We start from the raw sequence: 14,023 nt of genomic DNA, 5'->3' as shown, positions 1-14,023 counted from the left end.
GGAATGCAAGAATTTGTTACACTTTATTGGACAAAATTTCCATTTTATTGAAAAATTTCGCAGATTTCCTACTTCTTTGTTCTGGTAAATGCCCCATCCCAGTCAGGTTCTGGAGGATTTTCCAGGTAATATTGGCACCTTTCCCAAAGGAGTTTACAGGCTTCGTCCCCATTTGTGGTGAGGAGTGTGTAGAATTTTTTGCCTGCTTCTTCAAATTTGCGATTCAAATAAGAGAAAAGGGCAGATTCATAAGCTTCCACGAATTTATGATCTTCTTCTGTTTCATCGCCTTTTTTGGTTCGGATTTCGAATAAAGTAACAGGTTTGGTTTTTCCTTTCACTCGCACTATATCCAACTTTCTTGTGAAAAAATGGTCTTTCACTTCATCATGAACAAATTCAGAAACCAAAATACAAACTCCATAATCTTTTCCCGCCGCTTCTAACCGGGCAGCTAAGTTGACAGTATCACCCATCATTGTATAAGAAGCTAGGGCATCGGTTCCCATAAACCCAACTTTCGCATAACCCATGTTTAGTCCAATGCGGAACTTCATCGTATGGGCTTCTGGAATGTATTTATTCTTTTCGATCCATTCTTTTTTTAAAACTTCCAGTTTATCTCGCATTTCGACACTGGCAGAAACTGCTTTTAAACAATGATTCTCCACATCAAGCGGTGCGTTAAAAACTCCCACGATGGCATCCCCAATGTATTTATCCAAAACTCCATCATGGTGTTTTAAGATAATGGTCATGGCTGATAAATATTCGTTGAGAAGATTGGCAAGTTCCTTTGAATTTAATTTTTCCGAAATGGTGCTAAACCCAGCAATATCAGAAAAGAAGGCAGTGATGATTTTTTCACTTCCTTGTTTTAGTTTTTCCAAATCTTTAAGAGCTTCTCCGACCACAACGGGATCCACCATACTTCCGAGGACTCCACGCATTTTTTCACGTTCCTTTAACCCGGAAACCATTTGGTTTAATGCAACGGTTAAGTTTCCAAATTCATCATTTCCACCATCTTCAAAATGTACATTAAGATTTCCTTGCCCAACGTCCTCGGCACTTCGAATGATATTTCGAATTTTTTGAACCACCACTCCTGAGATAAAAATAGCAAATAAAATTGCCACCAAACAGATGGTAATGGCAGTGAATACAATTTGATTTCTATTGTCTTTGATGGCAAGAATCCCATCGGTTCTATCAACTAGTGTTCGTATCAGACCTGAAAAATTATCACGTAACACAAGATTGGGAACATTTTCTGATTCCAAAAGATGAGTTCCATCTAACTTCCACATAATCTCTTCTGATTCACTTCGGGAATGACCAAAACTTCCATCGGGGAATAGTTTTTTTAATTCTTTTGTGGGAGTTTCTTGTTCTGCACTTAAAATCCATTTACGAATGGCTTTCCATCGATTCCTTTGGATTTCCCGAGCCTCTGGATCTTGGTAATAACGTTCGTATTCTGTGGGATCGGTTTTGAATTTCATCAATACCCAATCTTCCAAGGTTACGTCTCTCAAACTGCGCAAAGCCTCAATTTTTTCCCAAGTTTCTACGGGAATGGGGTAGTTTTCCGTTACTTCATCAAAGATTTTGTCTCTCTCTGCGATGAGTTCGCTGTAAGATTTATAGAAACTAGTAAAAAGTTTGTCCTTTGCGGGTGGAATCGGTGGTTTTGCATTTTTCAAAAACTGGATACGTTCTCTCAGTTTTGGAATGAGTTCTGATAGTTCTTTTGTGATTCGGTAATCTTCCTTGATGACTTCTCTATAGTCTCCTAAACTTGATTTAACACTACTTAGGTTAAAGGCTCTTTTGGTTGAGTTTTGGTGTCGAAAGAGGGGAGAATGAAGGGCTTGGATTTCTCGATCTTCCCATTCATAAACATATTGTTTTTCGTTTTCATTCAGAGAAGAAATATCATCAGATAAACGTTGGAAGGATTCGACTAAACTTTCTTCCATTGATTCAAACTGATCCATTTTGGCGAGGGGAGATGTGTTGTCTATGATCTGTGTATCAAAGGAAGCAAGAGATGTTTCTCCTTGGATCATTGCCGAAAGAGGAAAGGTTTGGATGCGGAAGAGTTTGGTATCAAGGCCCAGTTCTTCCAGTTTTCTTTTTTTAGAATCTGCGTAGAACTTTGCGATAAAAAGATCTAGTTGTGATTTATGGTTTCGAATTTCTTTTTTTATATTTTTTAGATTCGTATCCCAATTTGTTTTGGCTTCTGGGTCTTCTGGTGGAGTTTGTTTTTGAATTTCTAAATACTTTGCTTCATTTCGAACATACGAAGCGGCTAAACCAACAAGAGTATTCCATTCTTTTTCGCTAATATTTCGGTTAGCTGCTTCTCGAAGTTGGTGACGAATTTCCCGTTCCAAAACATCCACATCATCTTTTGTTAGATATACGGAAAAAAAAGTGTCTACTTTCTTCACTACTTTGGAAGTGCCAAGAGAACCAAAAAGATTGGTTCGGAATCCAAACACTGACACAGTTTTTTTCTGTGTTACTACTTTGGCAGTGCGATACTTTTTTAGTTCTTCTCTTTGTTTTTCGATCCTAGATTTGAATTCTTCGATCCGGATTAAGTTTTGCGAGATATTCTCAATCTCCATCACCAAATTGGCGATAAAATTTTTGGAAACGGCAGCTTGTTTTTCATAACTCTCAGAGAGGATGGCCGTCTGCTGGCGGACAGTGATGATGGAAAGTAAAAGAATGGTCAGCGCAATTAGGGTACCAGTAAACCATGCAAGTTTGGCTCTAATACCTCCAGAAAGGATTTTCCAGACAGAAATAAGTCCGGATTGGATCATTGTAAAGAATTCCATGAGATGGATGAAACATGAGATCATGAGTTTTCAAAGCAAGATTTTTTGTATTTTCCATTTTACTTTGTTAGGTGAAAAATGTATGACTAGGGTATACCATTGTCCTTGTCAATTTTTCCTTGCTATTTTTCACTTCGTCGGTATTGTTTTTTTTAGCAAATGTCCATCAATCGTTTCGATTTACTCGCCATCGGGGGCGGTCCTGCCGCACAAAAAGCTGCTATCCAAGCAAGCAAAATGGGAAAAAAAGCAGCCATTATAGAAAAAGACCCTTACTTGGGTGGAGGTTGTGTTCACTACGGAACCATCCCTTCTAAATCCTTACAAGAAACAAGTAGGTTCTACCGTAATTTAAAATTGTCCAACCTCCACGGATTACAATCTCCTCAGCCCGCAATGCTTACTTTACAGGAACTGATGTTTCGGGCAGGAACTGTGATTGAAAAAGAAGAAGATGTCACCCGCGAACAAATGATCCAAAACCGAGTCACAACTCTTACTGGTTGGGGGACGATTGTGGATGCCCACCATGTAGAAGTGACAGACTCTGCCGGTAGGAAAAAAGTATATGAAACCGAGAACATTCTTATTGCCACGGGCAGTAGCCCTCGTAGACCAACAAACGAAAATATCCCTTTTGAAGATGGGTTAGTATACGATAGCGATGGGCTTTTTGCGATGAAAAAGATGCCCACTTCTTTAGCTGTTGTGGGTGCCGGAATCATTGGATCAGAATATGCCACAATTTTTGCTCATATAGGTGTGCAGGTTCACCTTTTCGATTCCCAAAGTCGAATCCTTGGTTTTTTAGATGAAGATGTATCAAGTGAAATGACTCGGATTATGCAACAGTCCGGAATTTCCATCCACGTGGATTCATCCATTACAAAATACAATAAACTTCCTAATGAAGATGGATTTGAACTCACAACTAACAAAGGAGAGGTGGTTCGAGTCAATCAAGTCCTAATTTCTCGCGGGCGTTTTGGGAATGTCGATAATTTAGGATTAGAATCTGTTGGAATCACTCCCAATGATCGAAAACAAATTTTGGTGAATGAAAACTACCAAACCAATGTATCCAATATCTACGCTTGTGGAGATGTCATTGGATTTCCTAGTTTAGCTTCTGTATCTATGTACCAAGGTGCTTATGTCGCAAAACATATGTTTGGTCACCCGTCTACCCCTGTAGATGCAGAAGAATTTCCGATTGGAATTTATACACTTCCAGAAATTGCCACGATTGGCCCCACAGAAGAAGCACTTAAGGCACGTGGAGTTTCTTATGGAGTCGGAATGGCTAGGTTTGATACGATTACCCGTGCTCAAATCAGTGGGGACCAAGTGGGCCTATTAAAAATCCTTTTTGATAAACAAACTAGACGAGTTTTGGGAGTACATATCATTTCTGACAAAGCAACAGAGCTTATTGCCCTTGGGCAGTGTGTGGTCAATCTGAAGGCTCCCATTGAGTACTTCACCGAACACATTTTTAATTATCCGACAATGATCGGTGCTTATAAAAATGCTGCCAGTGACGCCCTTTTAAGAGAAAAATAATCTGGTTCCTTTGAGAATCTGACCTTTCCCGTTTGTTTACTTTTATAGAGAGGAACGGGATTTTACTTGTCAGAGACTCGGTTTTACCAACACATACAAGATTGTGTCAGACAAAGCTGTCTCTATGAGTCAAATTTATGAAAGAAGCCATAAACGTATTTATGACTTCCTTTACAAGTACACTCAAAATGCGGACACGGCAATGGATTTGATGCAAGATAGTTTCTTAAGTTTCCATAAGCACTACGGCGAAGCCGGCCTTTCGGAAGAGAAGTCCGTTATGGTTCTGTATACAATTGCCCGTAATTTATCTATCAATTATGCTAAAAAATTCTCTACGACAAAAGAGATTGTTTCCGATGAAATCGAGTTTCATAGCCACAATCCAAAACTGGAAACGAGGGCTGAATACCAAGATTTAGAGGATAGGCTCTATTCTTTTTTGGGAGAGCTTTCGGAAGAAGAACGCTCTGCTTTGTTACTTAAGAATGTGGAAGGATTTCAGTTGGTGCAAATCGCTGAGGTCTTGGGAGTTTCGGTTTCTACGGCATCTCGTTTGGTCATAAGGGCCACAGAGAAAGTGTTGGCCATTGCCAAAAGAGAAAATTTGGTACCGGATTAGAATCAATGAACGAATTTGAGAAACAACAGACATTCGCGAAATGGGAAGCACTCTTACGCAAACCTTCCAAGGTAACAGAGTCTAGAGAATTTCCTACTTGGGAAGTTGTTTCCAAACGAAACATCCAATTCGAATATATTCCCCAAAAAAGTTCTGTTTCTAATGTAATTTCTTTTTTCCGCAAGCCAATTGGTCTCTCGTTAGTTGGTGGGTCTGCCTTATCCCTGGCAGCTGCACTAGTCTTTGTTTTTTTACTAAATCCATCCAATTCAAATCAGTCCGAGGTGGCAAACGCCTCTGTGGTTAAAACCTCGAATGCAATCGTTTCTCCTTTAAAAGTGATTGTTTCTTCTGTAAAAGGGAAGGTTTCCGTTTTGCCCGAAGGAAGCTCTCATCCTGTGGCACTTGTAAAAAACTACCAATTGGTTTCAGGGGATATCATCATCACTGATGGAAATTCACAAAGCGATATAGATTTTGAAACTGGATCTTGGATGCGCATCACACCAAATTCAGAAGTAATTTTGGATCGAATTGAAAAAACAGAAGATGCCCAAACCCAAAAGTTTTCTGTGAAAAAAGGCAAACTTTTTGCTTCTGTTTCCAAACTTTCTAAGGACAGTCAATTCATTGTGCAAGCCGGCGAACATCTTACGCAAGTTAGAGGAACGGTTTTTAGTGTTCAATTTGATGGGACGTTAGAGGTGGTCGCAGTGCGTGAAGGTTCTGTCTCTGTGGGAGATCTGATCCTCAGTTCGAAGCAACAGACCATCGTAAAACTAGGAGAAAATCCTATCTCTGTTGCTTCTTTGAGTGTCAAAGAAGACAAAGAACTCAAAGCATTTCAAACGCAAAGCATTCTTGCTCGCGAGTCCAAACTGTATGAAGAACATGCAAGATTAGAACTTGTACGATTGGAAGATGGAACCGAATACCGAGGTGTGATTCTTGGACAATCAGAAACTCACCTTCATTTCCAAGGATTGGATGGTTTGATCGAAATCCCGATTCAAAAGATATTAGAAACAGAAAAAATTCGTTAATCTTTATAAGTTTTTGACAATATAGACTTTTCCTGAGAAGGTCTTTCCTAACACCCTAGGGGAATACCTTAAAAGAAGCCATGTCTCAAAATCACAAAAAAACCTTTCGTTTTCATTATCTCATCGATAAGGAATTCCAATTAAAGTTTTTAGCGCACTATTCGCTTTTGTTTATATCCGGGGTACTTGTGACTTTAGGTTTTCTCTATTGGTTGAACCAGGCAAAGTATGACGGTGGTGCCGTATTTCGACTGCGCCAAGATGCACAAACTGTGTATTGGAAAGTAGAGAACGAAGATGCGGGTCCAAGCGAGGCAAAAGAGAAGTTTGTTCCCAGAGAAATTTACCTTCCTAACTACGACCATCAATTAAATATGTATACCATTCAATTCGATGCTGTAGTGACACTTTCCATTCTTTATTTACTCTTAATCACTGTGTTCTCCGTTTTCAAATCTCACAAAATGGCAGGTCCCGTTTTTAGTATCAAACGGTCTTTGCAGCGAATGGCTTCGGGCGAACCCATTGAAACCATCCGCATCCGGAAAGGTGATGAGTTCCAAGAGCTTGTGCAAGTGCTGAATGAAGTCATTCAAAAACGTGTGAGTGACGGGTCAAAAAAGTAACTGTAATTAAACTATGTCGCATTGCTTCCATGTAGGCCCCCGCCCTGAATTGGGTGGTGGAGGCGGGCTCGTGGGCTTTGTTGAACCACGCCTAACAGAAAATCCATAAAACCGCAAGAAAGTTCCGCGATTCCCCACTTTTTATTCTGAATGGTTCATGTTTTTGAACTCTTCGAATACTTTTACTTTTGAAGCATTATTTTGATTTGAGATACCATGAATTATGAGGCAATATGCAACTTCCCATAATTGATCTTATGTCGCATTAGCGCGAACCATGTATTGAGTGTACTCGTACATCGGTAACACATTAGATCACTCCCATGGGTGACAGGTTTTGGGCGCCTCGAATGGGTTTGCTGTTTGAGGTATTTTTCTAAAAACGACCGCGCTATCCGCTGCAATCTTTCCCTAAATTCAAAGATACTCATAATGTGAGTCCATAAGGGAAAGGATTTCCGCTACTATCGCTTGGCGTGGAAATTTTTGGTTTAATAAGGTTGAACGACGAAATTTATTTCGTACCACAAGTTTTTTTCTTAATGTCTTCACAAAGGTACGAGCCAACGAGCCGCTCCGCATCACACTGAAACTTTGCAGAAGCTTTGGCATCTGTCGTACCGGAAAGCGTAGATGATCTTTCTGAACAAAAAGCATACGACTGGTAGACAACAAGGGAACATGCTAAGTAGTCTAAATCGGCCCTTTCGCAAGCCTCGTAAGACGGGTTGGTTTTTGTACAATGGGATAGTAGAACCAAAAAGAATACTGAAACAATCAGGGAACGCACTGTCTCGTTTAGACAAATTTGGCCTTCAATCAGTTTTAGTTTTTTTCTCCAGTTTGGCATTTGCCTCCACATAACGAATCTGCGGATTCAGTTTCATCTGCAATTTCAATTTCTCCAATCCTGGATCACTAGTGAACTGAATTATGTAAGTAGGTTTATTTTTGATAATCATTTCCAAATGGTAGCTACCAAAACCTTTCAGGAGTTGATTCCATACTTCACTTGTTAACTCGATTTCCGTACCAACAATATATTCCCCATTCCCGTTATATTGCGAAATCGTCACTGGACTTGTTGGTTTTTTCCTCTCTTGCATCTCAGCTCTCATCCCTTCTGAACAACTAAAAAAAAGAATGAAGATACAAAATAGAGAAACCCTATTGAAGTGTAGCAGTAACACCTGTCACCTGATTCAGATGTTTCACCGAAGCATTTGCATTGATTGACTTACCATATTTAGAATTAGAGGCAATGGATGCGGTTGCAGAGCCTCCATCAATCAACTTTTGAATAACTTCAGTATGGTTTAATAAAGGGTTATAAGCGCGGATGAGTGCAACTACTCCAGCTACGTTCGGAGTGGCCATCGATGTTCCATTATAGAGACCATAGTTATTATTGGAAGGTGCCCATGCATAGAAAAAAAGTTTACTGACAAACATTCCACCCCAAGTAGTCTCATCTGAATTTGAATAATATCGGTATCCAATCGTACAATGAGTATTCCCAATACAGTTAGTTAAGAAATCGGTTTCATAATAGCTTACGAAAGGTTTTTCATCTTTTTCACAAAAAAACGAAGTGGCATTGTCATTTGGAAAAACCTGATTTTTGAAACTTAGATAAGAACTAAGGAATGGATGAGTATTACCTGGACCATACATTGCAAGTCCGTAGTCATTGCAGATATTGCTTGATGAATTTCTTTTAGCCTCCGCTACAACTTGGTGAGAAACTGTAATGTTAGTTGCTCCACTTGGTAGAGCGAAAGTTTTGTACGTACCTATTCCCATACTAGGATCAAGTTCAGTTGCATAAACATTCGTTTGAGTAAAAGCCCAATTAAATAATGTACAATCATTTGGGATCGTAAGAAGATTATAACCTGAACAATTTCTATTAACCCAAGAATAATTGGAAACTCCTCCGCTACCAGTCATTAACCAACCAGAATATCCGTTAGCGGCTTCATCAGACTTTAATTCTGTTCCAAATATACTATAAATATTTGTACCAGGGGCACCAAAGTCTACGGAACGATTATTCTCATTTGTTGTTGTATCGAAATTAGAAAAGTCAGCAAGTTCATAATTCTGGTCTAAGGCAGCAATGCAGATTAAGTTTGTATTCGTATTTTTACAAGGATACGAAGCACCAGTTTTTAAGTCTCTGGTTTCGTTACCCGCAGCAACCACAACAAGTACATCGCGAGTTCTTGCAAACTCAATCGCTTCATTGACTGCAGAGCTATCGTCGTTCCCTCCCAAACTCATATTAATTACTTTGGCACCATTGTGGACAGCAAAGTGTATACCTTGAGCAATAGAAGCGTTTGTTCCGACTCCACTCGCATCTAAAACTCTAACAGACATCAGTTTTGCTGATTGGCAGACTCCAGTAATTCCTTTGTTATTATTGCCAACCGCCCCTATTGTACCAGCAACGTGACTACCATGACCGTTTTCGTCTTTGGGATCATTGTCACCAGAGACAAAATCCCATCCATGATTTTGGCATCCACCACCAATATTGATCCCATCTTTATCCTTACAACTTACTGAACCATCCCACATATTCGCAGTTAAATCTTCATGGTTGTAGTTGATTCCTGTGTCTAACACAGCTACAATGATGGAACTACAGTTTGTAGATATATCCCAAGCGCCCAGAACATTCATATCTTTTCCAGAAGTACCAGGGTTATTGGTTGCGTAAGAAGGGCTCGAAATAGGTTGTCCAGAATTACTGAGTCCCCATAGTTTAGCGAAGTCAGTATCATTTGGAGTCGCTGCATGTGCATAATAGTAGTAAGTCGGTTCTGCATATTCAACTGACGGATCACGATTTGCACGAACCACAGCTTCTTCTACTGTTTCTGAACTCGCAATTTTTACCTTCGTAAAGTGTGCCCTTTTACTGACTTGTTCTACATTAAAACCTAGTGATCTTGAGCGAGAAAAAAGTTCATCATTTGGGATATGTTGTTTAAATTTGATAACAATTTCATCAGGTGCAAAGTGAGACCGACGGGATTGGGCTGAATTTGACACTAGGTTTGCTAATGAACTTTTAGATCGAAACGGTTGAGATAAAAAATTTTTCTCAACTGGATCTGAAATAATGACTGTTGATCCAACTAGGACAAGGATACCTAATATTTTTAATTTAGAATTGCGACTTATTATTGTTTTCATTTAGTTTTAACTTCCATTGCATTATGTAGATGGCACATTTATCGAAATTTGTGATGAAGGAATTCCACCCGTTGTATTGTATTTCCCGAAAGCATAGACTTTGATATACCAAATCCCATAAGTATTTACTGAAATGACTTTTGTGGTAGGTGTCGTTCCACCAGTATTTGCAACCGTATCACAGAAAATTGTTGTTCCATTCACATCGGAAGGGTTAAAGTCAACGGCCTTACTATAACAAACCTTATATCCACCATCAGTATCATTTGGTGCCTTCTCTTTTGCTCCTATCCAAGATACAGAGACTGCGGAACTCGCTTTTCCCGTTCCTTCCACTGTGATATCTGCTGAAGAAGCAACCCCATTGTTTCCATTATTACTTGTTACTCGCACTACCGCTGTTTTCGCACCATTTGCGGATGGTGAGAAGGTTACAGTAAAGCTCGTACTTTGTCCGGGAGTGAGTGTTGTCGATCCAGGAGCACTTGTAATGAACTGGTCCGTATCTCCGCTTTGTTCGTTTACTGCAAGCCCAGTCAGAGTTGCCGTTCCATTATTTGTGATGGTCACTGACTTTGCGTTGGAAGTTGTACCTGGCCAAAAAGCTCCAAAAGTTGGAATCGTTCCACCAGAAGTAAACGAACTAGAGTTATGCGAAATCGCGATGTTAGGCTCTGGTTTTATAGTAGCAGTTCCATTGAGTGTAAAAAGGAAATTGGATGGAGTCGCATTCACTGTAATCGTTGTTGATTTCGCCGTTGGAGTTGAATTGGCAGGTGAAAAGGTAACATTGAAAGTAAACGAACCATCCTTTGCTAAGGAAGATCCGTTCGCAGCTGATACTGCGGAAACTGTAAATTGTGTGTCTGAACTTTCCACCATAGGATTTCCCAGTGTAGAAGCAAGGCTTCCTGTATTGCGAACGGTAAATTGGATTGCCGATCCGGAAGATTTTTCTTCTACACTTCCCATATTAAAACTTCCATTGCTTACTATTTCTGTGGCTGATTGAGAAACTTCTAACCTAGCAGCAGGCGCACCTGCAGTTGCTGTAAAAGTCAGTTGGAATGCCGAAAGAGCTGGATCTGAAGTCTCCAAACGAATATTTGCGGTCTTTGATCCTTGAGTTGAAACAGGCTTAAATCGTAAAGTAAATGTAACGGAAGTATTTGGAGCTAACGTACTTTGGTTCGGTTGGGTTAATTGAAAATCATCCTTATCAGTGCCACCTAACGTAACAATCGGTGATCCAGGGAGCGACAGAGTGGCAGTGCCTTTGTTGTGAATGGTAAGTGAAGCCAATTTTCCATTCGTTGTATTCATAGGCTCTGATCCTAAGTTAATGGTTGCCCCACTTTCACGGACAACACCAGAATAAGTAATTTCTAACTTGGGGGCAGAAACATCTGTACCTCCACCACCTAATCCCATTAGGGCAAAAGCAGCTCCTCCACCCCCGCCGCCACCACCAGGGCAACCGATTGTCAATAATGGAATAAATGTCAGGAATATTAGTAGATTCAAGTTTTGATTTATAGGCAAATTACGCATACTGGTTTATCTATACTTTTTTTATATGGAATTCTATCAATCGTACCTTCAGTTAGCTGGTGACTGCAGACCGCTAAAAATGTTTTTATAAGGGATTTAGAACGTTCATTCTGGTTTGTAACAAAAATTTTTTTTTTAGGCCCAGAGAAGTCAATTCCGTCGCTCAAAATGGTTACTTTTGAATGGGAGTTCAGTCTTCTTCTGGAGGACTGACAATTCCTTTTTTAGGGATTTCCTTACGATGACGAATGTCATTTTCGCACTCCAAATGCCTGTAAGACGAGAGGGAGGGAATGGTTTTGTCAGTCATTTCGCTATGATCGAGATCGTATTCCCAGTATTTGGTGCGATTCCCTTGCCAATCATAAGGAACTGTTTTTTGAAATAAAAACTCACGATTAATTAACGTCTTTGTATGATGAATTTCTAATATTAGATTACCTCTAAAAAAGTTTGGGATCGGAAAAAAATACAAACATCCAACCAGTAACATTTCTTCGCGATATTCCGATTTCGAAGAAAGAGGCAAAAAAAAAGGTTCCTTTGGTTTTGCGAGTGGAAGTGGATAGATACGTAACCGTTGTTTTGTGGATTCTTGGTTACTTTCGAATGTTAAGTTCACAGGAATTTCTTCAACATTTCCTATCGATTGGTCTTTTCCTCGAACCAATCTTAAAACTAAATAACTCTCTTTATCTTCTAAGTTTGTGGGAGAAATTGGGATACTTTTCTCTTTCTCTAATATAGAATACGTTATACAGTTTGAGTCAAAAAGAAATAGAAAAAGTAAAAAACCAAAGGAGAAAGATCGATTCATCCAACTTACTGATTGCATTCTCTTTTGTTTCATGTTAAAATCAAGTATGGTATACTACTTAATTCTCACAACCATTCCTGTAGCCATCATTTCGGCATTTTTAATCCATTGGTATACGTTACAAGGGGAAACAAATCCACTCAAACGTTTAGAACATTCCCGTGGAATCTATCTGGGATTTTCCTTTCAAATCCTACTTTTTGCATGGTTATTATTCCAACTGGGCCATGCTAAGTTTTCTTATCCTTTATACGCCATTGGATTTTCCTTTTTGGGAGATTGGTTCAACCTTCAATTTCCAATTGCCAAAAAACAAATGGAAGACCCAGTCCTTGGTGGAATTTTTAGTTTTGCCATTGCCCAAGTTTTCTTTTTGTTATCCTTTTGGAAATTAGCCACTTGGAATGAAATTTATAATGGTGTTTTGCCTTATGCCGTAACCATTGTTTTATTGATTTTACCTGCACTCATTTTTTATTTTAGAGTCTACAATCCCAATCGTTCCAAATGGGTCATGGCATCTGCTTTTGTTTATGGATTGGTTTTGTGTTTTTTTGTATCTTTATGTTTTAACGCCTATCTAGTGTTTGGTGGAGTTTGGATTTATTTAGCCATTGGAGCCGGTTTTTTCCTCCTCTCTGATGCTGTAATGGGAGAAACAACGATCAATGGAACTAGGCACCCTAGGTGGGAATTTCAAGTTCCTTGGGTCACCTACCTGATTGCCCAAAGTTTTTTACTCGTGGGATTCTTTTTGGTTTCTCATACAAGGCATTTAGCTTAGAGAAAACGAAATTAGGATCTATTTGTTTTTTAGAATTTAATTTCAGTAATTACGACAACTCATTGTTTGGTGAAACAAGTTTGGATTGTTCCCAGGCAATGATCATTCGTTTTCGGTTAGGATTCCACCTATATCCGCCAAACAAACCTGAAGTTTGGATCACTCTATGACATGGAATTAGGTAGGCAATGGGATTTTTACCGATTGCGGTTCCCACAGCCCTTTGTGCAGATGGTTGTCTTATGGATTCAGCTATATCTCCATAAGTACAAAGATTCCCCATTGGAATTTTTAATAAAGATTTCCAAACTTTAAATTGGAATTCTGTTCCATAAAGATAAAGGGGAATGGGTGTTTCTGGAATTAGAAATTTCTGAAAATAGTCTTTTATCTTTTTGTGTTCCTCTGAACTTCCTTCTTTCCAAATCGCATTCGGAAATTCTTTTTTTGTATCTGAGATTCCTTGTTCTAATGTATCAATAAATTGAAGAGACTGAATTCCTCGTTCCGATGATACTAAAAGAATTTCTCCAAAAGAAGACGGAAATACTTCGTATTGCAAAATCAATCCTTCGCCTCCTCGTTTGAATTCACCAGGAGTCATTGCTTCCAATTTAACAAATAAATCATGTAACCTTCCTGTGCTTGACAATCCGAGAGAATACGTTGTATCCAAAAGATTTGATTCTTTTAACAGATGTTTGGCGTGAGTTACAGTCACAAATTGTAAAAACTCCTTTGGTGAAACACCGGCCCAAGTCCGAAATACTTTTTGAAAATGAAAGGGACTTAACGAAACTCGTTCGGCCAAAACATCTAAATTCGGTTGTTCTTCAAAATGTTCCAAAACATATTCGATGGAGTTTTTGATGATTTCGTAGTGTTTGTGATTGGAATCCACAAGGAAATCTTAACGAATTCGATGGATCTTGGAAACCCGATTCTTGTGATTTCAGAA

The 14,023-nt window shown here is 39.2% G+C and carries 12 protein-coding genes; 5 read left to right on the top strand and 7 right to left on the bottom strand.

Features of this window, described 5'->3' with window-relative positions:
* Window positions 1-68: 68 nt before the first annotated feature.
* A complete protein-coding gene (locus EHR07_RS03250; RefSeq protein ID WP_135743751.1) occupies window positions 69-2,840 on the bottom strand; it encodes an adenylate/guanylate cyclase domain-containing protein in 2,772 nt (923 codons plus the stop codon).
* A 174-nt stretch (window positions 2,841-3,014) separates the two neighbouring features.
* Between EHR07_RS03250 and sthA the strand changes: the two genes are divergently transcribed.
* The 4 genes from sthA to EHR07_RS03230 all read left to right on the top strand — a co-directional run bounded on the left by sthA (window position 3,015) and on the right by EHR07_RS03230 (window position 6,709).
* On the top strand, window positions 3,015-4,418 hold the full coding sequence (gene sthA, locus EHR07_RS03245) for a Si-specific NAD(P)(+) transhydrogenase (protein WP_135743750.1): 1,404 nt from the start codon (window positions 3,015-3,017) through the stop codon (window positions 4,416-4,418).
* 124 nt (window positions 4,419-4,542) lie between these two features.
* Window positions 4,543-5,040: an RNA polymerase sigma factor gene (locus tag EHR07_RS03240; protein WP_135743749.1), complete on the top strand. Its 498-nt coding sequence runs from the start codon at window positions 4,543-4,545 to the stop codon at window positions 5,038-5,040.
* Window positions 5,041-5,045: 5 nt separating this feature from the next.
* Complete coding sequence (locus tag EHR07_RS03235) at window positions 5,046-6,083, top strand: FecR domain-containing protein (RefSeq protein ID WP_135743748.1); 1,038 nt, start codon at window positions 5,046-5,048, stop codon at window positions 6,081-6,083.
* An 80-nt stretch (window positions 6,084-6,163) separates the two neighbouring features.
* Entirely contained in the window at window positions 6,164-6,709 is a 546-nt protein-coding gene (locus tag EHR07_RS03230; RefSeq protein WP_135743747.1) for a HAMP domain-containing protein, read from the top strand.
* 514 nt (window positions 6,710-7,223) lie between these two features.
* Here the strand turns inward: EHR07_RS03230 and EHR07_RS03225 are convergent.
* From EHR07_RS03225 to EHR07_RS03205, 5 genes are all read right to left on the bottom strand, one after another.
* On the bottom strand, window positions 7,224-7,559 hold the full coding sequence (locus tag EHR07_RS03225) for a hypothetical protein (RefSeq protein WP_244288908.1): 336 nt from the start codon (window positions 7,557-7,559) through the stop codon (window positions 7,224-7,226).
* On the bottom strand, window positions 7,525-7,827 hold the full coding sequence (locus EHR07_RS03220) for a hypothetical protein (RefSeq protein ID WP_238778517.1): 303 nt from the start codon (window positions 7,825-7,827) through the stop codon (window positions 7,525-7,527). The genes EHR07_RS03225 and EHR07_RS03220 overlap by 35 nt, the downstream gene beginning before the upstream one ends.
* Window positions 7,828-7,876: 49 nt before the next feature.
* Window positions 7,877-9,913: a S8 family serine peptidase gene (locus tag EHR07_RS03215; RefSeq protein ID WP_135743746.1), complete on the bottom strand. Its 2,037-nt coding sequence runs from the start codon at window positions 9,911-9,913 to the stop codon at window positions 7,877-7,879.
* A 21-nt stretch (window positions 9,914-9,934) separates the two neighbouring features.
* The gene (locus EHR07_RS03210) at window positions 9,935-11,437 is read right to left on the bottom strand and encodes a choice-of-anchor D domain-containing protein (protein ID WP_338092137.1); all 1,503 of its coding nucleotides are present in this window, start codon (window positions 11,435-11,437) and stop codon (window positions 9,935-9,937) included.
* Between the two features lie 217 nt (window positions 11,438-11,654).
* On the bottom strand, window positions 11,655-12,281 hold the full coding sequence (locus tag EHR07_RS03205; RefSeq protein WP_238778515.1) for a hypothetical protein: 627 nt from the start codon (window positions 12,279-12,281) through the stop codon (window positions 11,655-11,657).
* Between the two features lie 46 nt (window positions 12,282-12,327).
* Between EHR07_RS03205 and EHR07_RS03200 the strand changes: the two genes are divergently transcribed.
* A complete protein-coding gene (locus EHR07_RS03200) occupies window positions 12,328-13,065 on the top strand; it encodes a lysoplasmalogenase family protein (protein ID WP_244288907.1) in 738 nt (245 codons plus the stop codon).
* Between the two features lie 49 nt (window positions 13,066-13,114).
* Here EHR07_RS03200 and EHR07_RS03195 read toward each other — a convergent pair whose 3' ends face one another.
* Window positions 13,115-13,966 carry a methylated-DNA--[protein]-cysteine S-methyltransferase gene (locus tag EHR07_RS03195; RefSeq protein ID WP_208739685.1) on the bottom strand — a complete coding sequence of 284 codons (852 nt, stop codon included), beginning with the start codon at window positions 13,964-13,966 and terminating at the stop codon, window positions 13,115-13,117.
* Window positions 13,967-14,023: the final 57 nt, after the last annotated feature.

The sequence above is a fragment of the Leptospira bandrabouensis genome, from assembly GCF_004770905.1.
Taxonomy (GTDB): domain Bacteria; phylum Spirochaetota; class Leptospiria; order Leptospirales; family Leptospiraceae; genus Leptospira_A; species Leptospira_A bandrabouensis.
Note: the sequence above shows the minus strand (reverse complement) of the source record. Positions and strands in the feature narration are given on the sequence as shown.

Coding starts and splice junctions, on each gene's coding strand:
- EHR07_RS03250 (WP_135743751.1), bottom strand. CDS start 2,840: ATGATCCAATCCGGACTTATTTCTGTCTGGAAAATCCTTTCTGGAGGT.
- EHR07_RS03205 (WP_238778515.1), bottom strand. CDS start 12,281: ATGAATCGATCTTTCTCCTTTGGTTTTTTACTTTTTCTATTTCTTTTT.
- EHR07_RS03225 (WP_244288908.1), bottom strand. CDS start 7,559: ATGCCAAACTGGAGAAAAAAACTAAAACTGATTGAAGGCCAAATTTGT.
- EHR07_RS03200 (WP_244288907.1), top strand. CDS start 12,328: ATGGTATACTACTTAATTCTCACAACCATTCCTGTAGCCATCATTTCG.
- EHR07_RS03235 (WP_135743748.1), top strand. CDS start 5,046: ATGAACGAATTTGAGAAACAACAGACATTCGCGAAATGGGAAGCACTC.
- EHR07_RS03230 (WP_135743747.1), top strand. CDS start 6,164: ATGTCTCAAAATCACAAAAAAACCTTTCGTTTTCATTATCTCATCGAT.
- EHR07_RS03240 (WP_135743749.1), top strand. CDS start 4,543: ATGAGTCAAATTTATGAAAGAAGCCATAAACGTATTTATGACTTCCTT.
- EHR07_RS03215 (WP_135743746.1), bottom strand. CDS start 9,913: ATGAAAACAATAATAAGTCGCAATTCTAAATTAAAAATATTAGGTATC.
- EHR07_RS03220 (WP_238778517.1), bottom strand. CDS start 7,827: ATGAGAGCTGAGATGCAAGAGAGGAAAAAACCAACAAGTCCAGTGACG.
- sthA (WP_135743750.1), top strand. CDS start 3,015: ATGTCCATCAATCGTTTCGATTTACTCGCCATCGGGGGCGGTCCTGCC.